At 60.1% G+C, this 23368-nt stretch carries 30 protein-coding genes; 27 read left to right on the forward strand and 3 right to left on the reverse strand.

The features are described 5' to 3' along the window. The first annotated feature begins 99 nt into the window (after nucleotides 1–99). Together PanNE5_RS01670 and PanNE5_RS01675 are read left to right on the forward strand one after the other, a co-directional pair. Nucleotides 100–594 carry a hypothetical protein gene (locus tag PanNE5_RS01670; RefSeq protein ID WP_261939095.1) on the forward strand — a complete coding sequence of 165 codons (495 nt, stop codon included), beginning with the start codon at nucleotides 100–102 and terminating at the stop codon, nucleotides 592–594. After that, entirely contained in the window at nucleotides 582–1367 is a 786-nt protein-coding gene (locus PanNE5_RS01675) for a DUF1828 domain-containing protein (protein ID WP_261939096.1), read from the forward strand. Before PanNE5_RS01670 ends, PanNE5_RS01675 begins: the two co-directional genes overlap by 13 nt. A gap of 60 nt (nucleotides 1368–1427) precedes the next feature. On the opposite strand, the gene PanNE5_RS01680 is transcribed toward PanNE5_RS01675, so the two are convergent. After that, nucleotides 1428–1637 (reverse strand): hypothetical protein, encoded by a 210-nt coding sequence (locus tag PanNE5_RS01680; RefSeq protein WP_261939097.1) that lies wholly within the window; start codon nucleotides 1635–1637, stop codon nucleotides 1428–1430. Between the two features lie 450 nt (nucleotides 1638–2087). Here PanNE5_RS01680 and PanNE5_RS01685 point away from each other — a divergent pair, with 450 nt between their 5' ends. From PanNE5_RS01685 to PanNE5_RS01770, 18 genes are all read left to right on the forward strand, one after another. Beyond that, nucleotides 2088–2438 carry a hypothetical protein gene (locus PanNE5_RS01685; RefSeq protein ID WP_261939098.1) on the forward strand — a complete coding sequence of 117 codons (351 nt, stop codon included), beginning with the start codon at nucleotides 2088–2090 and terminating at the stop codon, nucleotides 2436–2438. A gap of 320 nt (nucleotides 2439–2758) precedes the next feature. After that, nucleotides 2759–3040 carry a hypothetical protein gene (locus PanNE5_RS01690; RefSeq protein WP_261939099.1) on the forward strand — a complete coding sequence of 94 codons (282 nt, stop codon included), beginning with the start codon at nucleotides 2759–2761 and terminating at the stop codon, nucleotides 3038–3040. Nucleotides 3041–3412: 372 nt separating this feature from the next. Then, nucleotides 3413–3670 (forward strand): hypothetical protein, encoded by a 258-nt coding sequence (locus PanNE5_RS01695; RefSeq protein ID WP_261939100.1) that lies wholly within the window; start codon nucleotides 3413–3415, stop codon nucleotides 3668–3670. After that, the gene (locus PanNE5_RS01700; RefSeq protein WP_261939101.1) at nucleotides 3667–4581 is read left to right on the forward strand and encodes a ParB/RepB/Spo0J family partition protein; all 915 of its coding nucleotides are present in this window, start codon (nucleotides 3667–3669) and stop codon (nucleotides 4579–4581) included. Before PanNE5_RS01695 ends, PanNE5_RS01700 begins: the two co-directional genes overlap by 4 nt. Before the next feature lies 1 nt (nucleotide 4582). After that, nucleotides 4583–5122 (forward strand): hypothetical protein, encoded by a 540-nt coding sequence (locus PanNE5_RS01705; RefSeq protein WP_261939102.1) that lies wholly within the window; start codon nucleotides 4583–4585, stop codon nucleotides 5120–5122. Between the two features lie 78 nt (nucleotides 5123–5200). Then, nucleotides 5201–5554, forward strand: a complete 354-nt coding sequence (locus tag PanNE5_RS01710) for a DUF1566 domain-containing protein (protein ID WP_261939103.1) — start codon at nucleotides 5201–5203, stop codon at nucleotides 5552–5554. Nucleotides 5555–5584: 30 nt separating this feature from the next. Next, nucleotides 5585–6043 carry a DUF1566 domain-containing protein gene (locus PanNE5_RS01715; protein ID WP_261939104.1) on the forward strand — a complete coding sequence of 153 codons (459 nt, stop codon included), beginning with the start codon at nucleotides 5585–5587 and terminating at the stop codon, nucleotides 6041–6043. An 11-nt stretch (nucleotides 6044–6054) separates the two neighbouring features. Further along, nucleotides 6055–6411 carry a four helix bundle protein gene (locus PanNE5_RS01720; protein ID WP_261939105.1) on the forward strand — a complete coding sequence of 119 codons (357 nt, stop codon included), beginning with the start codon at nucleotides 6055–6057 and terminating at the stop codon, nucleotides 6409–6411. Between the two features lie 201 nt (nucleotides 6412–6612). Then, complete coding sequence (locus PanNE5_RS01725; RefSeq protein ID WP_261939106.1) at nucleotides 6613–7797, forward strand: RNA-directed DNA polymerase; 1185 nt, start codon at nucleotides 6613–6615, stop codon at nucleotides 7795–7797. Beyond that, nucleotides 7790–8473, forward strand: a complete 684-nt coding sequence (locus PanNE5_RS01730; RefSeq protein WP_261939107.1) for a Lar family restriction alleviation protein — start codon at nucleotides 7790–7792, stop codon at nucleotides 8471–8473. Before PanNE5_RS01725 ends, PanNE5_RS01730 begins: the two co-directional genes overlap by 8 nt. Continuing rightward, nucleotides 8473–8859: a hypothetical protein gene (locus PanNE5_RS01735; RefSeq protein ID WP_261939108.1), complete on the forward strand. Its 387-nt coding sequence runs from the start codon at nucleotides 8473–8475 to the stop codon at nucleotides 8857–8859. The genes PanNE5_RS01730 and PanNE5_RS01735 overlap by 1 nt, the downstream gene beginning before the upstream one ends. Then, a complete protein-coding gene (locus tag PanNE5_RS01740; protein ID WP_261939109.1) occupies nucleotides 8856–9410 on the forward strand; it encodes a hypothetical protein in 555 nt (184 codons plus the stop codon). Before PanNE5_RS01735 ends, PanNE5_RS01740 begins: the two co-directional genes overlap by 4 nt. Further along, complete coding sequence (locus tag PanNE5_RS01745) at nucleotides 9410–10468, forward strand: hypothetical protein (protein WP_261939110.1); 1059 nt, start codon at nucleotides 9410–9412, stop codon at nucleotides 10466–10468. The genes PanNE5_RS01740 and PanNE5_RS01745 overlap by 1 nt, the downstream gene beginning before the upstream one ends. Beyond that, complete coding sequence (locus PanNE5_RS01750) at nucleotides 10468–10698, forward strand: hypothetical protein (protein WP_261939111.1); 231 nt, start codon at nucleotides 10468–10470, stop codon at nucleotides 10696–10698. The genes PanNE5_RS01745 and PanNE5_RS01750 overlap by 1 nt, the downstream gene beginning before the upstream one ends. A 40-nt stretch (nucleotides 10699–10738) precedes the next feature. Further along, nucleotides 10739–11422, forward strand: a complete 684-nt coding sequence (locus tag PanNE5_RS01755; RefSeq protein WP_261939112.1) for an HNH endonuclease signature motif containing protein — start codon at nucleotides 10739–10741, stop codon at nucleotides 11420–11422. Then, entirely contained in the window at nucleotides 11419–11685 is a 267-nt protein-coding gene (locus PanNE5_RS01760; RefSeq protein WP_261939113.1) for a hypothetical protein, read from the forward strand. The genes PanNE5_RS01755 and PanNE5_RS01760 overlap by 4 nt, the downstream gene beginning before the upstream one ends. Before the next feature lie 242 nt (nucleotides 11686–11927). Beyond that, the gene (locus tag PanNE5_RS01765) at nucleotides 11928–12140 is read left to right on the forward strand and encodes a DUF4224 domain-containing protein (protein ID WP_261939114.1); all 213 of its coding nucleotides are present in this window, start codon (nucleotides 11928–11930) and stop codon (nucleotides 12138–12140) included. Continuing rightward, nucleotides 12137–13231 (forward strand): tyrosine-type recombinase/integrase, encoded by a 1095-nt coding sequence (locus PanNE5_RS01770; protein ID WP_261939115.1) that lies wholly within the window; start codon nucleotides 12137–12139, stop codon nucleotides 13229–13231. The genes PanNE5_RS01765 and PanNE5_RS01770 overlap by 4 nt, the downstream gene beginning before the upstream one ends. A gap of 602 nt (nucleotides 13232–13833) precedes the next feature. Here PanNE5_RS01770 and PanNE5_RS01775 read toward each other — a convergent pair. Beyond that, nucleotides 13834–14142 (reverse strand): hypothetical protein, encoded by a 309-nt coding sequence (locus PanNE5_RS01775; protein ID WP_150563156.1) that lies wholly within the window; start codon nucleotides 14140–14142, stop codon nucleotides 13834–13836. Between the two features lie 414 nt (nucleotides 14143–14556). Between PanNE5_RS01775 and PanNE5_RS01780 the strand changes: the two genes are divergently transcribed. Further along, nucleotides 14557–15066 carry a DUF2726 domain-containing protein gene (locus PanNE5_RS01780; RefSeq protein WP_261939116.1) on the forward strand — a complete coding sequence of 170 codons (510 nt, stop codon included), beginning with the start codon at nucleotides 14557–14559 and terminating at the stop codon, nucleotides 15064–15066. A 292-nt stretch (nucleotides 15067–15358) separates the two neighbouring features. Here PanNE5_RS01780 and PanNE5_RS01785 read toward each other — a convergent pair whose 3' ends face one another. Beyond that, nucleotides 15359–16321, reverse strand: a complete 963-nt coding sequence (locus PanNE5_RS01785; protein WP_261939117.1) for a 2-hydroxyacid dehydrogenase — start codon at nucleotides 16319–16321, stop codon at nucleotides 15359–15361. 274 nt (nucleotides 16322–16595) lie between these two features. Between PanNE5_RS01785 and PanNE5_RS01790 the strand changes: the two genes are divergently transcribed. The 6 genes from PanNE5_RS01790 to PanNE5_RS01815 all read left to right on the forward strand — a co-directional run bounded on the left by PanNE5_RS01790 (nucleotide 16596) and on the right by PanNE5_RS01815 (nucleotide 23353). Then, complete coding sequence (locus PanNE5_RS01790) at nucleotides 16596–17354, forward strand: SDR family oxidoreductase (RefSeq protein WP_026132238.1); 759 nt, start codon at nucleotides 16596–16598, stop codon at nucleotides 17352–17354. 57 nt (nucleotides 17355–17411) lie between these two features. Continuing rightward, entirely contained in the window at nucleotides 17412–18734 is a 1323-nt protein-coding gene (locus PanNE5_RS01795) for an MFS transporter (protein ID WP_017235346.1), read from the forward strand. Between the two features lie 26 nt (nucleotides 18735–18760). Continuing rightward, nucleotides 18761–19153 (forward strand): VOC family protein, encoded by a 393-nt coding sequence (locus PanNE5_RS01800; protein WP_026132237.1) that lies wholly within the window; start codon nucleotides 18761–18763, stop codon nucleotides 19151–19153. A 99-nt stretch (nucleotides 19154–19252) separates the two neighbouring features. After that, nucleotides 19253–20497, forward strand: coding sequence for a citrate synthase (locus PanNE5_RS01805; RefSeq protein WP_017235344.1), 1245 nt, complete (start codon nucleotides 19253–19255; stop codon nucleotides 20495–20497). 188 nt (nucleotides 20498–20685) lie between these two features. Continuing rightward, the gene (locus PanNE5_RS01810) at nucleotides 20686–22860 is read left to right on the forward strand and encodes a TonB-dependent siderophore receptor (protein ID WP_017235343.1); all 2175 of its coding nucleotides are present in this window, start codon (nucleotides 20686–20688) and stop codon (nucleotides 22858–22860) included. A 172-nt stretch (nucleotides 22861–23032) separates the two neighbouring features. Next, nucleotides 23033–23353 carry a hypothetical protein gene (locus tag PanNE5_RS01815; protein WP_017235342.1) on the forward strand — a complete coding sequence of 107 codons (321 nt, stop codon included), beginning with the start codon at nucleotides 23033–23035 and terminating at the stop codon, nucleotides 23351–23353. Nucleotides 23354–23368 lie beyond the last annotated feature (15 nt).

A 23368-nucleotide genomic window follows, 5' to 3' on the forward strand; every position in this document is an offset into this window, starting at 1 on the left:
ATACAAGACGATGGCAGATCATTGAGCGGCCAGAGAGTTGCGAAAGGACCTGAGGCAAATGGAAATTCTCCATCGGCACGGCGGCAAAACGCTGAGAAAATGGAAGGCGGGGAAAAAGAGGCTGAGCAGATGGCAAATATAACGGAAGAGCTTCTTCTCACTTTGAAAGCAAGCAAAAAAACGCCAGTCGCCAAATGGAAAGAATCGTCCAAAGCAAAAAGCCATTGGCAGGCGGAAATGCAAGTGGAGGATGCGGATGGAAACGTTTTCCGCATATATCAACGTCAAAACGCTGTCATTTCCGACAATTTTTCGTGCGGGATCGTCTGGCTGGCACGTGACGGCTCGGCGGTTCCACTAGCCAGATACAACGGCGCAGACCATCCTCACAGCAACCCCATCGAAGGCACGCAATTCGCCTTCGTCTGTCATATCCACGTGGCTACCGAGCGGTACGGCGCAAGCGCAAAGCCGGACAAGTACGCCGAAGAGACGGATCGCTATAGTACGCTTGCCGGCGCGCTCGCGACCATGGTAGAAGACTATAATATTTCAGGACTGGAAGACCTTCCGGGACAAGGATGTCTGATTTAGCCGAAACCATTGATGACGTGCTGTGCGCGCAGATTTGCGGCGGCATACTGAAGCAACAGACCCCCAATGGCCTGCGGCTGGCACTTCCTATGGTCGGACGCGATGGTGATCACATCACGCTCTACGCCCTGTCTCATGCAGGCGGTTACCGGATCACCGACCATGGCTCGACCAGGATGCGTCTATCTTATGAGATAGAGTTGTCGGACCTAGATCGTAGCGCCCGCGGCAAGGTCTACGAGCAGATCCTGAGGGACTGCGCTGTTGAGCAATCCGAGCAAGGCGCCCTCTATTCCGACGTCCCCTCGAACAAGTTCGCGGAAGGGCTTTTTAATACCGCCCAAGCGGTGGCGCGTATCCTTGACTTGCCCCAGTGGAATCGCCGTCGCGTCACTGACACGTTCCTAGATGACTTGGCAACCATCATAAGAGAGGCGTCGGATGATCGCAAAGTCGAACGTGATTTTGTCTACGACGACCTCGCCAGCGCATCATCGTATATCGTCGACTATCGAATCGCCCTACCTCACGATAGAGACTTCTTGATTTTCGGGGTCGACAGCTCGAACAAAGCGCGACTTTCTACCATTACGCTGCAGCATCTGCGATCCGTAGGCAAGAAGTTTGATTCGCTGGTGGTCGTGTCCAGTCTAGATGATGTGCCCAAGGCCGACCTGGGCCGGCTGATGAATGCCGCCAATGACATGGTGGCCGGCGTTGACGATCGATCCGAGATTCATTGGAAGGTCCGACACCGACTGGCAGCCGCCTGAACTATCTGGCTGCCCACACGGGCTTTTTGCGACCGTCCCAACCCGCTTCGGCGGGTTTTGTCATTCCAGCGCCCTCACAATCCGCTTCGTCAGCCCTTCCTTGTATAGCGCCGCCCCGACTGACGTCAGGGTCGCCATATCGTCCCCCTCCATCTGATCCCACCGACCCGCCAGCCAGCCGGCGAATCCGGCTATCGCCTCATCCAGCGGCACCGTCCGCTCTTCCACGTTCAAGCGCTCAAATATCGTCAACACGTCTTCTGGGGTCATGACTGCCTCCGGTTGATCGACCAGTTTAGGACATTCGACGCCGCCCGGAAGCGCCATCACAAAAAATATCGGAAAATCTATTGACTCAATTTATCGGTTTGTCTATATTTCACTCCAACGCAGCACTCTTCGCTGCGCGCCCGACCTCTCGGGTGCTCTCTAAAAATTCGGCGGATAAAAGGTGTCACGCGGCCATAGCGCCGCCATGCGCACACATCTCCCACACGCGTGGATGAGTAGGTTGGAAACGCGGAAATGGTTGGTCGGCTGGCCCGACTGGCTTCCGCAGTTCACCGCGGCGCCCACACATCGTGTCGATGGCGAGGTAATCGACACAAAACGCAGGAGACCCCGGAGCCGGCTAGACCGGGTGTAGCCGGGGGACTGCGTGATCTGTATCTGAGGCGGCTTTCTTCCGAGAGCCGCGCCATATACACGAGGAGGCTTCAAATGGAAAACCAGCATCGCAAGATCACCGGCTATCGCGAACTGTCCGCAGAAGAGATCGACCTGATGAACCGCATTAAGGCCAAGGGCGCAGAGCTACTCGCGCTGCAATCCGAACTTGCGGGCTTCCTGTCGACGCAGGCGGAGACTAAGCGCGCCGATGCCCGTCGCTCGATGGACGGAAAATCGTTTGAGGGGCGCCCATACGACGAATACACCGGCGGCTCGGATGAATGTGACGAGTTCCGGCGATTTGCAGCGGCCGAGCCCACACGGTGGGCAGCCATAGGCAAGACGGACATTCAAACCGGAATCATGGCGCTCGTTCGCGCCGTCGCGCAACCGGCCGTCTGATCCCTACACCTCCCCGGCGAGGGAACGCCCCCGATGACGTAGGCGTGACGGCCGCCAGAGTGCGGCACCTTCAAGTGAGCAGACCCGCGTCGGCGCAGCGACGTTAAATAGCCCGTAACCGTCCCCCGGTAGCTGGAAGGGTCTGCTCTCTTGAGGGTGAATGCGCAGGCTGATGCGCGAGTGGCCCTCGGCTGGCACCGAGCGCTCGGTAGGGCGTTGAGACAGACAGCAAGCCAGAAAGCCGGGGATCAGCGCCGGCCACCCTCCCCATCCTCCTGCGCGCCATGCTGGTCTTGCGCCCCCATCTATCGGATAGACACATGGCAGCGACCAAGAAGGCGCTGGAGATCCATCTCGCCAAAACGAAAGTCGTGGATGAGATCAAAACGGTTCGCGCGCAGATTCAAGCCGCTTGCCGGCACGTGCCCAAGTGGGTCGCCACAGCAGACGCGACGAAATCCGCCGCGTGGCGTGACCGCGCCGAAACCGAGTTGGCGCGCGTTTCAAATTTCCCCTCCGTAAGTGGGGGGGGGGGGAATACCTTGAACAAGCTTCGCGACATCCTCGCATGTGATCGCAGTGCGCTTGGCCTCCTGCTTTGATCGGCTGAGTGCTGTAGTGGAGCGAGCCTGACCGCTCACAGACCCATGGCGGACATGGTTAAAGCCGCACGCCCCGGTGTTCTGCCGGGGCTTTCCTACCTCGCCGGAGGATTCCCATGTTTGCAGCAGAGATTCGCCAATACCAGACGGGCTGGCGCGACGCCATGCGCGGCACGCCCTGCCAGTCGAATGACCTCGCGTACCGACTCGGGTATCGCGATGCCTCCGTCTGAGGTGCGCCGTGCTTGATCGATTTCTCATCCGGACCGTCAACAGCGCAGACCGATGGATTCGCCATCACCGCGGCGCCGCCTGGACGATCTGGGCTCTTCTGCTCGTCTCCTGCCTCTACGTGAGGTGGACGTCTGGCGTATGAGCAATGCCGCGAAACGAGCGGCAGCGGAACGGGCCTGGAAGACGCTGCGCCCCCTCATGAACGACCGTCACGCGCGGCCAACACTTCCCGCTCGCCCCGGTTCGCCACGCTACTACGACGAAATCGAAGCAAAGCAGGCTTTGCGCGATGCCCTCGAAAAGCATTCACCCATCCTGCTCGCCGCTCTCGCCTTCTATATCAAATTCGACACCCAGCGGCGCGACGATGCCGACCGCGAACGAGGAAAGAAATGACCGCTGTCCCATCCTTCAAGCAAAAGATCAACGAAAAGGAAATCCGGCGCGCGGACGCAATGAAGATCCGCTACGAGGATATCCACGTCGAACCCGGTTTCAATCTTCGTGCGTCGCTCGACCTTCTCGAAGGCGAAGCGCTCGAAGCTGCCAGGGAGGATGACGAAAGCCTGTTTCGCCATATCATGGCCGGCGGCCAATACCCGGCCCTTGAGGTCCGGCCCCGCGCCGAGGGTGGCGTCTGGCTTGTCGACGGTCATCGCCGCTATGCCGCCATCGGCCGCGCCGATTCCGCTGGCGCGCCGCTGCGCGACAAATCTGGCGAGTTGATGGTCCGTATCGACGCCTTCGACGGAAACGATGCGGACCGGACCGTTCGGATCCTGTCGAGCAACAAGAATCGGCAACTGCACCCGCTTGAAAAGGCTTTCGGCTACCAGCGCCTTGCGCGCTTCGGTTGGGACAACCCGCGCATTGCCGAGGCCGATCACGTCTCACCTCAGTGGGTCGGCAAGATGCTCTTGCTGGCTGGGGCCAACTCTGACGTCCATCGCCTGGTGTTCTCTGGCAAGGCGTCAGCATCGGTCGCGGCTGACGCGGTACGCCAGCACGGCGAGCAGGCTGGGGCCTTCCTGTCTGGCGAGCTTGAGAAGGCATCGGCGGGCGGCAAAACGAAGGTCACAGCCGGATCGATCAAAGGCAAGTCCTACTCACGCAAGGCCGTTACGACATACGTCGAGCGCATTGGCACCTTCGTCTCGGCCCTGCCCGACGCGGACCGAGAGGCAATCGCCAATAGCGAAACTGACTTTCCCGTGACGGTCAGCGCAAAAGCACTGCGCGAGTTGCTCGCGGCCCATTCCGATATCAGCGCCGCCAGTGCACCAACCACATCCACCGCCGGAGCCTGACATGCGAATCTGGATGCCCAAGATCGTCGCGCGGGCGATCATCGCCTACGCCCAGCGCACGCCCTACTTCGATCTATGCGGCTACATGCGCCGTTGGTGGGTCAAGAAGCCGCGCGGGCACGACGCCAGCGCCGCCGGGGACGGGCGCCGCGACACCTCATGGGGTGCTCGAGTGCACAACACCCTGCGCAGCGACGCTGGCCGCGATCTGCACGATCACCCTTGGTGGAGCATCTCCATCGTGCTGCTCGGCGGTTACTGGGAAATCATGCCGACTGAGCAGGAGCAGCCTGCCAAGTGGGATTCCCGGCCGGAAACGATGCTCTTGCGCGGATATCGCCGCGTCTGGCGCGGCCCCGGCTCGATCGTGTTCCGCCGTGCCACAGACCGTCACCGCCTCGAAATCCCCGACGGCGGCGAAGCCTGGTCTCTTTTCATCATGGGGCCGTGGCAGCGCAACTGGGGCTTCCATACGCCTCGTGGCTGGGTTCTCTGGCGCGACTACATCAAACAGCCTGGCGACAGGAAGCACTCCGCGTAAATTCCCGAGGCTCCCCGGCGGCCGTAGCTGCTCTCCGAGCGGTGAATAGCTGGGATCAACCACTAACAGGAGAAACACATGACTCAGGTCGTAATCCCGCCGCTCAATGAGGGCGAAACCTACCTTTGCGGCTTCGTTGACGCAAACGGTGACGTCGAACACGTTGCCATCGTCGCGATCAACAACGAGCGCGCCGAATGGCAAGAGCAGATGGGCTGGGCCAAGTCCCTCGGCGCTGATCTGATGACGCGCCCCGAGCAAGCGATCGCCTACGCGAAGCACAAGGATCTGTTCGAGGAGGCCGCCTACTGGAGCAACGAGGATGCCGGTGACGGCTTCGCCTGGTATCAGGGCTTCGACAATGGTCTCCAGAAGTACAACTACCAGACCACCCGGTTGCGCGCGGTGGCCGTCCGCAGATTCAAAAATTAAGTCATTCACCCATTTCAACGGAGCATCGCAATGACGATCACGCTTGAAGCCATCGAGGCAAAACACACCGAACTCGGTCAGTTGATTGAGCGGCTCAAGGAGCAGGCGAAGGGAACCGAGATTCGCATCCACGATACGGTCATCCCGCTCGCAGTCGGAGAACGCTTTGCCGGGGCTGTGCTGAACGGGGACGGGACGCTCAGTCACTACCTCATCAAGCTCGCCGGCGAGATCGAAGACGTCGATTTCGCCGGCGCACGTGCATGGGCCTTGAGCAAGGGCGGCGAACTGCCGACGCGCCAAGAACAGTCCCTGCTCTTTGCCAACCTCAAGGGTGAATTCTCGGCTAATTGGTATTGGTCTGGCGAGGAGAGCGAAAACGGCTTCGCCTGGTGTCAGGACTTCCTCTATGGTTACCAGTACTGCCTCAGCCAGGACTACCGGTTGCGCGCGGTGGCCGTCCGCAGATTTATTCCTTCAGTTATTTGATCATTTGAGCCGTGGCCCAGCACACACAATTGCCCATTTATCGGGCGGCATATTCGCTGCTCGATAACGTCACCGACATGGTCAAGAACATGCCGCGCGATTTCAAGCGCTCCATCGGCGAAAAGATCAGCGCGGAATGCATCGAGATCATGGTGTTGGTGTTCCGGGCCAACGTCGCAACGGACAAGGCTCCGCATCTGACCGAGTTGCTGGAGAGGCTTCAGGTGATCGAGTTGCTGTTACGGCTCGGGATGGATAAGCGGCTCATATCACGGCCCGCTTATGCCGGCGCTATCGAGCAAACAACGAGCATCGGTAAGCAGGCCAACGGCTGGAAAAGCAGTTCCGCAAAGCGCCCGCCTCGCTAAGGTCAAGGCCTACGCGACTGAGCGCCATTTTCAATCTGGTCACGCCGCTGCCTCACGAGGGCACCGACAGGCGCACAACAGATACCGGCGGCAGCAGCCGCGTCTGGTCTAGCGCAGTTTCCCGGCTGATCGGTTCGCCTTCGGCTGGGCGACGTGGATAGCGCGACTTCTACGGCTTCGCCTGGTATCAGAACTTCAACAATGGTAACCAGAACTACAACAACCAGAACAACCGGTTGCGCGCGGTGGCCGTCCGCAGATTGGGATTCAGTAGAGAACGACGGTTTTACGTTCGCCGAACTGGTCGATGCCTACTTCGACTGTCGGCGAACAAAGCGCAACTCCGGGAATGCCCTTGCATTCGAAGTGAATCTCGAACGCAATCTCAGGGATCTGTACGACGACCTGATGGACGGTTCGTATCGCCCCGGCAAGTCGATCTGCTTTGTCATCACGAGGCCGAAACCACGGGAAGTGTGGGCGGCAGACTTCCGAGATCGAATCGTCCATCACCTGCTCTACAACCGTATCTCACCGCCCTTCTACGCATCATTTGTGTCGGACTCATGTGCTTGCATTCCGGGCCGGGGCACCTTGTATGCGGGGAAACGGCTGGAAAGTCAGGTGCGAAGTTGTACGCAGAATTGGTCGAAGGACGCCTTTTACCTGAAATGCGATCTTGCGAACTTCTTCGTCAGCATCGACAAGCGAGTTCTGCATCGTCAGGTGATGGCGAAGATTCCCTCCCGATGGTGGCGCCTACTGACCAAGCTGGTGTTATGGCATGACCCGCGCGAGAACGTCGACATGCGTTGCCGCCCCGAACTGCTTGCCAAAGTGCCTAAGCACAAGCGCCTCATGGAGCAGCCCGCGCACTTGGGTCTTCCCATCGGCAACCTTTCGAGCCAATTCTTCGCGAACGTCTACCTCGACGCGCTCGACCAGTTCGTGAAGCACCAGATTCGCGCGCCAAGGTATGTCCGATACGTCGATGATTTCGTGCTTCTGCACGAGTCTCCGCAGTGGCTCAACGACGCGCATGACCGTATCAACGCGTTTCTTCCTGACCGGCTGCACGCTCACCTTAACCCGACGAAAACGATTCTCCAGCCGGTTGATCGGGGAATCGACTTTGTCGGTCACTTCCTGAAGCCGTGGAACCGAACCATCCGACCTCGCACGCGGCGCCAAGCTGCAGCGCGCCTGATCGAAATGCCGCATGAAGACGTCTACCAGGCGACGAACAGCTATTTCGGGCTACTGCGGCAGTCGCCAGCCAGTCATAAGCACCGGGCGGAAATCGCCAACGTCGTTCGACGGCGCGGCCATGCAGTCAGCGCCGCCCTCACGAAAGCCTATCGGAGCAAGGAGAACAAGAATGCCTGACCTCAAGACCGTGACGTTTGATGCGACGCTGAAGCCGTGCCCATTCTGCGGCGGAACGTCCCTCACCACCGATGTGACTCAAACCGATGCGGTTCACTGGATATGCAGCATCGATTGTGGGGACTGTGATTCCTCAATGCGGCCCGTCTATGACAGCAAATCGGACTCGGAAGCCGCTGCCGATGCGCGACAACTTTGGAACACTCGCGCCCCCACGCCAGCCGCACAGAGCGCAGGGCAAGAGGCGACTGACGCTCCGTCGGCAATTTGGACGACAGAAATGTTGGCTTCAGTGCGTAAAGATGCGGAGACGCTGCATTCTCGCCTTTCCTGTCGTCCATTGGCAGGTGACGCCGCGCCCGTGAATGGCGGCGCGTTCCGTAAGCGCGTGTGCGCCGCCCTCATGATTCCTGAAGCGTTGGACGACGACGCCGTCATAACGACCGTTGAGTTGACGGATTACGAGTTTCGGCGACTGTTTTCCGAGAGCGTGAATGGCGGCGAGCAATCCAACGCCATCAACACGGAACTGCTGGAGGCTGTGGAGGCAATGATCGAGTGGGATGCCCGCGAGAAGGATCACGCCGTCGATTTTTACGCTCGCATGGACCTCTGCGCCCAAGCATTTGACAAGGCTCGCGCCGCCATCAGGTCTTACGCGAAGGAGCAAAAATAATGAGCAAAGTCACCATCACTGTGTCCGGCCGTATCGGATCGGGAAAGTCCGCCCTGTGTGGCGAGATCGAGATTATGTGCAAGGCACTTGGCCTTGAGGTCGAGTGGCAGGACGGCCAAGCGGAAAAGAATCTGACGCACGCCGATTGGACCGAATCGCTCGAAATGTACAAGCCGAGCGTGGAAATCGTCGAAAAAATCGAGTCTCCCGCGAAGGTGGGCGGGGATGAGCGGGATGCGTTTGAGGCTCACCCGATAATCGCGAAGAAATACAACCTGCGCCGTGACGCAGAATTCAAGAATAAGTACGAAAACTTCGGCGCACGATGCGCATGGGAAGGCTGGCAAGCCCGCGCCGCGCTGTCGGCAACGGAGCAATCGAAATGACCAATAAATTCGAACGTGAAGAACGTTATATCGTCTTCAAGATCAGCAAGCTCGACGACTCGACACGACATGAACTTCAAATGGTTTTACGTCGTATTTTCGCATCCGGGGGAACATCGCCACTGGTTGATTGTGTCGTTGTCGAAAACGACTGGCCCGAGTACGAACCAACGTGGGCAGCCATTGAGGCTCGCATGACTGGCCGCGCCGCGCCCGTGAATGGCGGAGAGCGCGCCGCAGATGCGCAGCAGGTGGGCGGCCGAGTCATCCCGTGGGACTTGACCTGTGTTGTGCTCAACAAATGGTTGGAGAAAAACTATTCCTCGCTGGGTGCCGAGTGCGAGTCCGCCTTCGATGCCGAATGCCATTTGTTCCGCGAACTCTCCGCCCTCACGTCTCCCGCGAAGGTGAACGAGTGCGATGCACTGCGATTGCCGAGCGAATCCATACCCCTCGAACATGATGTTTCGGAAGCCTTTGCACGCGGCTTCAATACTTGCCTGTCCATCGTGAAAACCTTGAACGCATCCCTTGTGAAGGAGCAAAAATAATGGACAGCAATCACGACATCGTACCGACACTGCGCATGATGGACGGCGTTTATACCGGACTCGCCGCCGACGAAATCGAGCGCCTGCGTGCGCGCGTTGCAGTGCTGGAACGTCGCGATAACACTGCAGCCATCCCCGGATCGCTACCGACGCATCGCTGCAAGGTATGCGGCGCGTACTGGCGGAAGTGGAATATCGGCGGGAAGCAGAGTTGGAATCTTTGCTCGCGTGGTTGCGGCGAGTGCTGTGACAACGCTGCGATGGGCGATCAGATAGAACCGCTGGCGTCTCCCGCGAAGGTGGGCGGGGATGGCCTGATCGAGCAGCACCACCGCGACAGCGCAGAACTGCGCCGACTTTGTGAGGCACGTGACCAAGCTCGCCGCACTGCTGAGCATTGGAAAGCCGAACACCTTGCGGGCAATGCTGAGATTAAACGTCTCAAGAAACTGCTGGATGCGAAGGTGTGCGGGGACGAGCCCCTTGAGCTTTCTGAGCGCCACGCGCTAGACAGCGCCTGCGCCGACATTGCCGCCGTTCACCTTGCGCTCGACCTACCGGAAGAAGATGCCGGTGGCGTGGACGCCATCCTCGAAGCAATCGAAGAACTCAAACGACGCGCCGCGCTGTCGGCGGATGGCGGGGAAGCCGCAAACCTCGAAGGACTGCGCGACAAACTGTTCGACGGCCGCCCGGTGACTCGCGATGCCGAAGGCTGGTACTGGCACCCGGCAATGCCAGACGCCGACGAAGACGTCAACTATGGGAAGTTGCTGACGGCGCTGCGCATTGAAGCGGTGTTCGTGTCGATGGAAGTGGACGATTCTGAGGCGGCAGATCGATACGGCGAAGCTGGTGAGGCCGACTGCCACTACTGGACGCCTACGCCGCCCGAGGGCGATGGCTGGCACCTGCTCGCCGTGTACGACACCGAAGACGGCCCCTATGCGTTGTTTGGTCGCGATGCATACGTCGCCGAGCAGAAATGCAAGCAGGAACGCACGCGGCAGATGGCCGCCGCCATTGCCGCCAATCAGTCCGGCAAAGGGGGTGAGTGATGCTGAGAGTAAAGGATCTTCCCGGCAAGATCACCGTTGCCGAAATGCGCCGGTTGTTCGAGGCGTCTATCACCAGCACGCCCATGTTCAAGGACAACACCCCGCTCGGCATTATGCAGGTCAACGGTGAGTTTTCGCACTACATGACGCCGGACACTGACACGATGTGGCTGGGCTTCGCACTCGGCATGCGCTGCGCTGAACGCGTCGACGCAAAGGACCGCTCATGAGACAGAACGAGATCATTCTGGGCGACTGCCGGGAGGTTGCATGACCGCGCACAAGCCGTGGAGCGACGAAGAAAAAGCGTTGCTCACCAAGCTCTACCCGGATAGGACCGCAGCGGACGTCGCGCTGCTACTTGGGCGCCCCGTGTCGCAGATCTACTGCACCGCAGCACGGCTTGGCGTGAAGAAGAGTGCTGAGTTCTTCGTCAGCGCTGAGTCAGGACGAACCGACGGTACGCGCGGCAAGTCGAGCCGGTTTGTGAAGGGCCAGACGTCCTGGAATAAGGGCGTGCTCGGGATTTGTGGCACTCACCCGAACAGCCGTCGAACGCAGTTCAAGAAGGGCGAGATGCACGGCGCCGCTCAGCACAACTACGTGCCAATCGGATCGCACCGCGTCAGCAAAGACGGTTACCTCGAGCGCAAAGTCACCGACGACCACCCGGTACCGGCACGCCGCTGGGTGGCCGTACATCGCCTGGTGTGGGAAGAGGCACATGGGCCGGTGCCGTCCGGACACGTTATTTGCTTTCTACCTGGCCGGAGATCGGCCGATCTAGATGCGATCACCCTCGACGCCCTCGAGCTGGTAAGTCGTGCAGACCTCGCCCGGCGTAACCATCCGCGATCGCACTCGCCAGAGTTGGCCGGCTTGGTGCAGCTCAAGGGGGCGATCACACGACACGTCAACCGCATTGCCCGAGAGGCAAAGGAAAGCCAATCATGAGCAACAACATCTCGACCGTTCGTCAGGCGCTTCTCGACACCTTGGCAGACCTTCGTAGCCGGGATAATCCTATGGAGATCGAACGGGCCCGCGCTGTTGCGGACGTCGCTCGCGTCCTGGTCGACACAGCCAAAGTCGAAGTCGACTATCTCAAGGTGACCGGCCAGAGCGCTGCCCCATTCCTCGAGCAAACTGACGAGAACGGGCAGCGCTCTGGCCTGCCGTCTGGTATCACCGGGATCCGGCGTCACGTCCTGAAATGACCACCCACCCGGCCACAAAAAAAGCCCATCACGATGGATGGGCCATGAATCCGTGGAGCGGGGGCACGACATTGCGACACGGTCAGCACAGTCTACGCGCGCCAAATTGCCGGAAGGCTAAGGAATACCCGGCCAAACCAAACATGCGTTTGAGGAAAGAGTGATAGAGCAGGCACCACCGGCCACGGCCGAAGCACTGGAAAAGATTCTGCGGGTGACCGCGAAAGATTGGGAGTTGAGCAATGAGTGATACGTTCTTGACTCGGCAAGAGGTGAAGGAGTTAACTGGTGCGCATAGCCGACAGCGGCAGATTGACACGCTGCGACTTCAACGCGTGCCATTCTTCGTCAACGCTGCTGGCTGGCCGGTCGTGACGCGGGCCGCTCTGAGCGGCGATCGCGCTGCCCCACAGCAGGCAGCAGGATGGGCGCCGCGCGTTCTGAGGACTGCATGATGGGACGCAAGCCGTCGAAGAATTTGAACCTGCCCGTCGGTATGCGAGCCAGGCCGAGGGGTCAGAAGGTCTTTTACTACCTCGACAGAGGCGGTCGACCGCGCGTGGAAATTCCACTCGGGTCAGACTACGTGCTGGCGGTCGCGGAATACTCGCGGCTGCTTCAGGACGTTAAGGCGCCGGTCGGCGGATTGTTCGATGACATGGCAAAGCGGTACGAACGCGAAGTCATCCCCACGAAGAAACCAGGAACCCAACGCGATAACCTACGCGAGCTTGAACCGCTTCGGGAGTTCTTTGCCGGCGCGCCATTGGCCGAGATCAAACCGCTGCATTTGCGCCAATATATGGATTGGCGCCCACAGTGGGGCCAGATCAAGGCGAAGCGGATCAACGAACAGCGGGCCAAGGACGGCGTGGCGCCTGTGAAGATTCCCCCACTCGGCGGCAATGTTCGCGCAAACCGCGAGAAAGCCCTGTTCAGCCATATGTGGAACAAGGCCCGGGAATGGGGCTACACAGACGCCCCCAACCCTTGCGCCGGCATCAAAGGCTATCGAGAGACTGGGCGGGACGTGTACGTCGATGATGAGTTGTTCCGCCGCGTATACGACGCTGCAGCTCAACCTCTGCGCGACGCGATGGATCTAGCGTTCCTGACTGGGCAGCGACCGTCGGATGCACTAAAGCTGACGGAAGCCGATATCAAGGATGGCGCGCTGTGGTTGCGCCAAGATAAAACTGGCACGCCGGTACGCATCTCAATCGAGGGTCAGTTGAGCGATGTGATCGAGCGAATCAAGGCTCGCAAGACCGCAAGCAAAGTCAGAGCCTTGGCGCTAGTCTGCGAGGCCAACGGGCGGCCGCTCAGTGCGCGCGCGCTCCGAACGATGTTTGATGACGCCCGCGCAGAGGCCGGGATCGAGAAATCTGCTTTCCAGTTCCGTGATCTTCGTGCGAAGGCGGCGACGGAAAAGGACATGGCAGAGGGCATCGGCGCGGCGCGGGATCAGTTGGGGCACTCATCTGAGGCGATGACCCGGAAATACGTGCGCCATAGGGCCGGGAAACTGGTCAAACCGACGCGCTGAAACTGTTCCGCAAATTTTCGCGAGCCCTTGTCGCATAAGGCTTCCAGCCTGTCGATAAACTGATAATTGCGGAACACGTTTCATGCATAACGTCTTGATTTACTGAGAATCCCCGCAAGACTCAAAATCCCCCGCCGCAAGGCGTGCCGGTTCGATTCCGGCCCTGGGCACCACAGTGATTTCAAGGCATTCGGCGATTCCGCCCTTTTCTGCCCTGCTCCACAATTCGTATTTGGCTCCGCAAAACCGGTTATTGGGTCGGTTCAACCTTGTCGCCCAGTCGGTCACGCACGTAGTGTTCGGTCATCGCAAGCGGCCTGTGCCCCAACTGCTTTTGCGCTTGACGAATGCCCCCGGTCGCCTCCGCTTTATCGGTTCCAGCCTTGGTGGAATGACCCAGCAGAACCTGCTCAGGTCAGGCGGCTAAAGCAAAGGCCTCGGCCGGGGTCATCATCTTCAGCGCGTGGCGCGGCCGCCGATGGTTGTAGAACTGGATCCGGTCGCCGATTACACGGCTGGCGTGCTGCGGCGTAGCAAGGCGCGAGGGTGAATCCAGAATTTGCCGATAACGGCCCACCGCATTGGATGGGCCGCAACCCAATCTATCTCACCAATCGCGGTTTCTCACCCCGCCTCGCCGCGTGAATAATGACGTGCGGGCCCATCAACGTATCCGTCGCCACCATCGCTTCTGCGAACGTCTCAAAGTAAATCGCGTGCTCGGGGTCGGACACATGCGCTCGCCTGATTTCTCCTGCTCGCTCGTCCCACGCGTAACCGAGGTACTTCTTGTATTCGTGGAACCAGACAACATGCCCCTCGCGCGTCAACGACTTGGGGAGGTCGAACCCGCCATCGCCTTGACCGCCGATTTCTTCGTCCTTCCCGCCGCTCTTGTTTGAATCACTCATCAAAATCTCCTGACATGTGAATAAATTCAGCCGCGCTAACGACTGACTTCATCATCGCAGGAGTGCCAAACCTTGCGTTTCAGCAACTTCCGAATATCCGAGCCTATGCGTCGACACTCGAAACGTTTCGACGCGCTGCGAAAACGTTTGTGACGTATAAGAGGCGAAACGAAGACGGGCCGAGGGAATCACGGTGAACCCACGACCCTAAGGCACGAATTTCAACATCATTCGATGCCACAGTTGTGCCACTCACGTCGATGGAGGTGGCATATGCGCACTACTTGCGTAGGGCTGTAAGACTACAATGCGCGGGACAAGCTCGCCGTCCATCGATGGCATCCGGCGCAAAGGTTTCCCGCAGGAAAAATCAAAAAGTGCCCCCCACGTATCCGTGAACTTCGGAGGTTTCGTATGGGGTTGGCATTGCTTTCCCTTGCCCTGCTTGTTGTCATGGTGCTGATGTTGGAGACGGTTCGACCGCGCAAACGCAGGGCGGGCATCGCCATCGACTCGACCGCGTACTACGCCGTGAAACCGCTCACGAAAACCGAGCAAGCGTTCTATCGGCTGTTGGTCAACAGCTTGCCCGGACACATCGTTCTGGCACAGGTCGATATCAAGCGAATCGTCCGAACCAAGCGCGGCAAAAGCCATTCGCACTTCAACCGAATCGCGCAACTATCGGTGGACTTCCTCGTCTGCACCCCTGACTTTTCAATCGCTGCCGCAGTTGAGCTGGATGACCCGTCGCATGAGGGAAAGCAACAACGAGCGCGGGACGCAAAGAAGGAGGACGTGTTGAAGGCAGTCAATGTGCGCCTCGTGCGATTTGACGTCAGGCGCTATCCTTCAGAATCGGCCATTCGACAAGCGATTCTGGGAAGCACCAACGGCACCGGCGATCTGAAATTCGCCGCATGACCCGCGACCCGAAAGGGGCGTCTAGATCCGCCCCGCCTTTGCCCACGGCATCCACGACTACGATCACGGCCGCATCAGGCTCGAGCCAGCCAGAAGGGCTAAGTTCCGTGCGGTACAGAACCCGGCCCTTACCGCCATCACTTCCCCGTCCAACTTTACGGGGTCAGTTCACCGTCACCGGCCTGCCGCGGCGTTGAAAATGCCAGGCGTCATCCCTGCTACGCCGCTACGCCGCTTCGCCGCCACACGTCGGGGCAAACGCCATATGAGCGTCTTGCGAAGGCAAACCCCATCAGACCGGGTTTAGTACGTTACGCCCCGCTAGCACAGCCGCCACATTGTCCAACGCGGTGAACCCCATCTGGTCGCGCGTCTCTTTCGTCGCGCTCGCCATGTGAGGCGTAAGAAATACGTTGTCCAGCGATGCGAAGCGGGCATCGACATTGGGCTCATTTCGATACACGTCGAGGCCCGCGCCGAAAAGGTGCCCCGACGTCAATGCGCCGTAAAGCGCATCTTCATCTACCAGATCGCCACGCGCCGCATTCACAAATACGGCCCCCTTCGGCATGAGATCGAACTGCGCCTTCGTCATGAGCGACGATCCGCCACCGGGAACATGCAGCGAGAGCACCTGGCAATGCGGAAGCAGTTCCGTGAGGCTTGGATAAAACACCGCCCCGTTCTCCAGCGCCGGCGATGCCCGCTGAATGTCGGTGTAGGCCACCTTCATGCCAAACGCCTGCGCGCGCTTTGCGACCGCTCGCCCGATACGTCCGAAACCCACGATGCCAATCGTTTTCCCGTTGACGCGCGTGCCCAGCATGTCCGTCATGCCGAACGATTCCCCCCAACCGGCGCGCATGATTTTTTCGTATTCCGCCGCACGCCGACTGGCCGCCAGCACCAGCAACATCGCGAAGTCCGCCGTGCATTCGGTCAAGGCATCGGGCGCGTTCGTCACGACAATGCCTCGCTCGCGGGCGAACGCCACGTTCATGTGATCAACGCCCGCGCTGGCATTGGCAATGATCTTCACCGTGGATGGCAACGCCGCAATGTGCGCTTCCTGCAAGCCAGATTTCTTCCCGACCAGAACCGCTGGCACCTCGCGCGCCTTGCAGAATTCCACCACCGCCCATGCATCCATATCCGATTCGGTCACGTAGGCGTTGAATTCCGACACTGCGCGGCTCGCCACGGCTTGCGGCACTTTTCGCGCGATCAACAGTTGGGTGCGCGTGCTTTCCGACATGATCTTTTCTCCAAGTAGACGGTCGCACAAAGACTACGAAACCCGCCAGCCCAAGGTCAATGTTGATTGAATCAATCAACCTATGACCGCCGCCCACGCGCGCCCTTCGGTCGCATCCCACCATGGGATGCCCTCCACCTTTCGCTCATCAGGAAAACCCTGACACGCCACCGACTGGGTGCGCTTCCAGATGTTGATTGAACGAATCAAGATTGCCCGGCCGACGCGGCCGATGCCATTCTCGGTTCGTGACCCACTGAGAAAAGGTAATGTCATGTCGACTTCGAAGCAGTTCGCCGCCGTCACGGGTGCCGGTTCCGGCATCGGTCGAGCGGCCGCCATCGCGTTTGCCGCATCCGGATTCACCGTCGCGCTGATCGGACGCCGGGATGCGCCCCTTCAGGAAACCCAAGCGGCCATCGATGACGCAGGCGGCAACGCGTATGTCGTGGCGGCCGATGTCGCCGATGAACGCTCCGTGGACGCGGCATTTGCGCAAATCCTTCGCGAATTCGGACGTCTGGACGTCCTCTTCAACAACGCCGGACGCAACGCCGGCGCAGTGCCGCTGGACGAATACCCGCTCGACTTCTGGAACGACGTCGTCGCCACCAACCTGACGGGTGTGTTCCTGTGTGCGAGAGCGGCCTGGCGCATCATGAAGAACCAAACGCCGCAAGGCGGGCGAATCATCAACAACGGATCCATCTCGGCGCACTCCCCCCGCCCCAACACCATCGCCTACACCGCCACCAAGCACGCCGTGTCGGGCATCACCAAATCGTTGGCGCTGGACGGGCGCCCCTATCGCATCGCCTGCAGCCAGATCGATATCGGCAATGCGGCAACGTCGCTCACGGAGCGAATGACACGTGGCGTGCTTCAGGCCGACGGCAGCGTGGCCCCGGAAGCTCGAATCGACGTCGCTCATGTCGCGAACGCTGTCGTTCACATCGCCAGCCTCCCGCTCGAAGCCAACGTCCTCAACATGACCCTCATGGCCACCACCATGCCTTTCGTAGGCCGCGGATAACCCCCTCGCCCGCCCCACATAAAAAGCAACGGGCAGGCCACCGATCAGGAGACATCGATGAAATTTGCAGAGGAACAACACCTGTCAGCACTCGATACGGCATCACGCGATATCACGGCAAGACCATCGAAGGTCAGATACGTCGTGCTGTCGATGTTGCTGATCGCGACAATTCTTAACTACGTCGACCGATCCGCCCTCGGCATCGTCGCCCCAAGCCTTTCGAAAGACCTCGCATTGAACAAGATGCAGATGGGCGAGCTGTTCGCCGCATTCGGTCTCGCGTACTCCCTCGCCTTGCTGCCCAGCGGCATCCTTGCCGACGTGCTCGGCTCACGCATCGCCTATGCGCTGTCGCTGGTGGGATGGTCGCTCGCGACGCTCACGCAGGGGCTGGCCAATGGCTATCACATGTTGCTTGGCTCTCGCCTGACGATGGGTGCGCTCGAGGCCCCCGCGTTTCCATCGAATGCACGCGCGGTAACGCTTTGGTTTCCCACGCAGGAGCGCGGATTCGCGACCAGCGTCTACGTCATGGGACAGTACATCGGAACGCCCATTTTTACGGGCCTTCTGCTGTGGATATCGGCCGCCGCGGGATGGCGTTCCGTGTTCTTCGTGACGGGCGGCTTCGGCATTCTTTTCAGCGTGATCTGGTTCTGTGCCTACCGGGATCCCTCGCGACATCGCTGGGTGAACAAGGCCGAACTCGACTACATCAACGAATCGCGCACCCCGTCCGCGCAGAAGTCGCGGGAAAAATTCAACTGGCGCATGGCACTCAAACTGCTCGGGTATCGCCAGATCCTGGCCATTTGCCTCGGCAAGTTCTGCAACAACACGATTCTGGTCTTTTTCACCACGTGGTTCATGACGTATCTGGCCGAGGCGCGCCATATGTCGATGATCAAGGTTGGGATCTTTCAGGCACTCCCCTTCCTGGGCGCGACGCTCGGCATTCTCGTCGCCGGTTGTCTCTCGGACTTCTTCATTCGCCGTGGCGTCTCCCTCTCCGCCGCACGCAAAGCGCCGCTGGTCATCGGAACGCTGCTCGGCTCGTCCATCGTCCTGGTGAACTTTGTCGAATCCAACGCGATGGTCATCGCCATTCTGACCATCGCCTTCTTCGCGCAAGGTGTCGGCTCGATGTCCTGGGCCGCCGTCTCCGAGATCGCGCCGCGCCAGTATGTCGGTCTCACCAGCAGTATCACGAGCCTCGCCGCCAACATTGCTGCCGTGACGACGCCGCTGATGATCGGTTACGTCATACAACGCACGGGACAGTTTTACTGGGCACTGAATCTGATGGGCGCTATCTGCCTGCTCGGTACGTTCTCGTATTCCGTTCTCCTCGGCAAGCTCTCCAGAATCGAGCTTTGAACGCCCCCACCTATCGCACGAACGACATGATTGAATTCAAATGGGATCACCTTCAGCTACGCTCGGCAGACGCTGAAGCCACGGCAGCGTGGTTTGCCCGGTGCCTGAATGCGGAAGTCGTTCGACGTCCGGGGCGTGTGGATCTTCGCATCGGGTCCATCAACTTATTCATCACCCAACTGTCCGGCGCGCATACGACCGAAATCTCAGGTGGCACGCGCACGCAAGGCATCGATCATTTCGGCGTGACCGTCGATGATCTCGATGTCGCCTTCAATCACCTCAAGGCCTGCGAAGCCGACATCGTCGAGCCGATCAAGTCGGTCCGTGCCGGCGTCCGGGCACTTTTTGTGAAGTCCCCGGGCGAGATCCTCATTGAAGTCCTTGAGCGCAAGCCTAGCGAGATGACTTTTACTTGAAGAGACGTCAATATTGAGCCACCCGCTCGGGACTCACTCGAAACGAGTGAGTCCCGCTGCCCGTTTTGAGCGCCCTGCCCTATAGCGAACGCCTATTCCATGCGAACCTGGATCACGTTGACCGAAGCGGCCCGACAGTTGGGCGTGCAAGCGCAGACGATCTACGCGTACGTCAGCCGAGGCAACATCGCCGTCATGCCGGACCCCGCCGACCCGCGCAAGAGCTTGTATCGTGCAGAGGACGTCGCGATCCTTTGCCGAAAGAAGCAGGTCGGCCGCAAACGCGCCGCCCTTGCCGCAGGCACGATATTCGGCGCCGAGCCTTGCATCCACAGCGCAATCACTACGTTTTCCAAAGGGCGCGCGTACTACCGCGGGCGCGATAGCATTCGCCTGTCACAGGCATCGACGCTCGAAGACGTTGCCGCCATCCTGTGGAACGCACGATCGCCAATTGCCTTCGACATTGACCGAACCCCGCTGCAGTGGGAAGAGCGCGGCAGACAGTGCGCTTTCATGTCCTTGGCCGCGCTTGCCGCGAATGGTCACTCGACACACGGCCGAACCGACCGAGCACTACATACCGAGGCGGGCCACCTGGTCGCGCTCGTCTCCCAAGCGTTTGGTGCGAAATGCAGCGAAAAGGCGACGCTCACGCATGAACGACTGGCGCTTGGATGGGGGCAAGGAAGCGAAGGCACCGACCTCATTCGCAGAGCCCTGGTACTCGTTGCCGACCACGAGCTAACCAGTTCGGCCTTTGCCGCAAGAATCACGGCATCCACCGGCGCATCGCTGCCGGGATGCCTGCTCACCGGGCTGGCGGCCTTCTCAGGCCCGTTGCACGGCGACGCTTCAGGTCGTGTCCGTGCCGTGTTCGATCATGTAGAGCGAGTAGGGGCGGAAAGTGTGGTGGCCCATCACTTGCAGTCGGCCCTCCCGATCCCTGGGTTCAGCCATCATCTCTATCCCGAAGGCGACCCGCGCGCCCAGGCGTTGCTGGAGCGCCTCGATCCCCCCGAAGAACTGGCATCATTTATCGGGGAGGTGACCCGTTTGACGGGGCTTCAACCGAACATCGATGTCGCGCTTGCCGTTCTGGCTTCTCAACTCAAGCTTCCTCGCGACGCCGCCTTCGCCCTATTCGCCACCGCACGAAGTGTCGGCCTGCTTGCGCATAGCATGGAGCAGCTCAAGGTCGGAAAGGTGATCCGACCCCGCGGACGTTACACCGGCCCCGTTCTCGAGGATGTGGATTCGGTGCCCCCCAACGACGATGGCAATGGCCTGCCTGACGCGGCGACCGTCGACCGAAATCGCGTATTCAAGACGATCATCCGCTAGCTGAGATCCTGCTGGTTCACCCTGCCGTATCGGCGGATACGATTCCACACTCGGTTGGATGAGCCCGCCCCGCGCCGGCACTCGGGACATGGGCAATATTTCAGCGCGCATTGATTACCGAGGACGACCCGTAGTAGCATACGCAACTTAATTAATAATAATTCTCATTTCTATTTTTATTATTATCGATGCGCCGCCTCCAGAATTACGCTGCACTGCCGCTGGTCTTCATCGCGGCGTCGCCGCTCGCCTTCGCGCAGGCCACGTCTACTGACGTGGCGAGTTCGGCTGCCGTGAGCGCAACGAACACCGACACCGCCACGCCCGACGCCACGTCCGTGAGTGCATCTGGCACCGTTGCGCTGCCCGCAGTGTCTGTCAGTGCGAGCGGCGCGCCCCGCACCGCGTTCGACGCGCCCGCCGCCGCTCAGGTCACGAAGTCGTCGGTGCCTTTGAGCGAGACGCCGCAATCGATCAGTGTCGTCACGCGCGATTTGATGGACGCGCAACAGGTCCAGACGCTCAACGACGCGCTGCACGACGTGCCCGGGGTGATCTCGGGCACGTACGGCAGACGGGGCTGGGACGACTTCATCATTCGCGGCCAAACGGCGTCGGATTCCGTGTATCTCGACGGCCTGCGCACGGCCATCAATAACCGCTTCGCCGAAGAAACCTTCGGACTGCAACAGATCGAAGTGATCAAGGGACCGGCTACGTTGCTTTCCGGACTCGTGCTGCCGGGCGGCATGGTCAACATGGTCAGCAAGCGGCCGGAAGCCGACACGTTCGCCAACGTCGATGCCACCGTGGGCAGTCACGGCTTCTACCAGAGCACCGTCGACATGGGTACGCCGCTCTCGGAGAACGGCAAGGCCGCATTTCGCATCAACGCCCTGGCGACGAACAGCCACGACGCCACCGACTATGTCTGGTCGCGCAATCGTTATATCGCGCCGTCGCTATCGCTTGATCTCGGTCCGCGCACGGAATTGACGATCCTGACGAGCTATCAGGAACGCAACTACCTCCGCCAGCAAGGCCTGCCGTGGTCCGGCACGCTGATCCCGAACAAGAACGGCAGCCTGTCGCGCAGTACCTTCACGGGCGAGCCCGGTGAGCGGCCCTACTCGGGGCACGAGGCACGTATCGGCTACCGCTTCGCCCACCATTTCGACTCGGGCTGGACCGTGAACCAGAATGCTCGCTGGCAACAGTTCGCGCTGGGCGGTCAGCTCGTCGCCAATGGAAAGGTCGCCTCGAACGGCTACACGCTGAGCCGCACGGCCACCGATTCGCAATGGTCCGGCGACACGCTCTCGCTGGACAATAACGCGCAGAAGACCTTTGACACCGCGTTCGGCCGCCACGAGATCACCGTCGGCATGGACTACATGCGCGGGCGCGAGGACGTGACCACCACCACGTGCTCGGTCGGTTCGATCAACATGTACGCCCCGGTCTACACGGGAGCCATCACATGCCCATCCACGCCACGAACGCGCGCGTACACTACGATCCGCGATCTGGGCGTCTACGCGCGCGATCAGATCGCACTCGGCCAGCGCTGGCGCGTGCTGGCGGGCATGCGCTACGACAGTGCGTCGAGCAACGTACTCAACAAGCTGACCGACACCACGAGCGGCAACCCGTCGAACGCCACCACGGGCTCGCTTGCGCTGATGTACGAGCTGTTCCCCGGCGTGCGCCCTTATGTGAGCTACGCGACCTCGTTCTACCCGAACAGCGGCGCGGACGTAAGCGGCAACGCCTTCGATCCTGAAACCGGCAAGCAGTGGGAAGCGGGGGTGAAGTTCGACCTCCAGAAGGGCCACACGAGTGTGACGCTCGCGGCATTCGACCTGCGCCGCCGCAACGTGCTGGAGAGCGATCCGAACAACGACGGCTACAGCATTGCCGTGGGCGAAGAGCATTCGCGCGGCGTCGAAGTCAGCTTCAACACCGCGCCGACGAATCAGTTGAGCGTGACCGGCGGCTACGCCTACACGTCGGCCGTGATCGCCGACGATGGCGGCCAGGCACCGTCGACCAATGGCGTGCGCATCAACAACGTGCCACGGCACAGTTTTAACCTGTTCGCACGCTACCGGTTGCCGGGCGAACTGCGGCGCTGGGAGATCAACGGGGGTGTACGTGGTCAGAGCAACCTCTATGCGTATGGCTACACGATTCCGGGCTTCGTGGTCAGCGACGTGGGCGTGCGCTACACGGCACCGAGCTGGCACGCCGCGCTGAATCTGAAGAACATCTTCAACAAGCATTACTACACAGGAGGTCTGAGCAACGCCGTGGCACTGGGCGACGATCGCTCGGTGATGCTCACACTGGGATACCGCTATTGAGGCTTGCGAAGCGCCAACCGCCCCCACGCATCGATTTGGGAAATACGTCGAGGCTTTCGCATGGCGACGTCCCGAGCCGACAATTCGGACGTTGCTGAAACTCAAGTGATTTCACGGCTGGGATGATGGAAGCGTCCCCCACATCGGTGGGGGCAACTTCTGGGAGCAACCCATGCGCGATTCGAACGATGAGAACGTGAAATCCCGAGGTGCAGGCATGACGAGGCGATTCGGGACGAGCGGAGCACCGGACCTGCCGAAACCGCTGTCGAGAAAGGGCTATGTCGTCTGGTTCCACGACCATGGCGAGTATCTGGGGCTCGCATGGAACGCGTCGGCGGAAGAAATTGAACGAGCGCACGTGGCAAATGCCGACCACGCGATCTACTTCGAGACCTTTGCGCAGGCGGCCGTCGCCAGCGACAAGTTCATCAGCCCCTGTCGGGTGATCCATTCCCCCGGGCCCGGCAAACGACCCAAGCTTATGCCCTAGAACAACGTGACGGCC

This window comes from Pandoraea sp. NE5, assembly GCF_024363545.1.
Classification (GTDB): Bacteria; Pseudomonadota; Gammaproteobacteria; order Burkholderiales; family Burkholderiaceae; genus Pandoraea; species Pandoraea cepalis.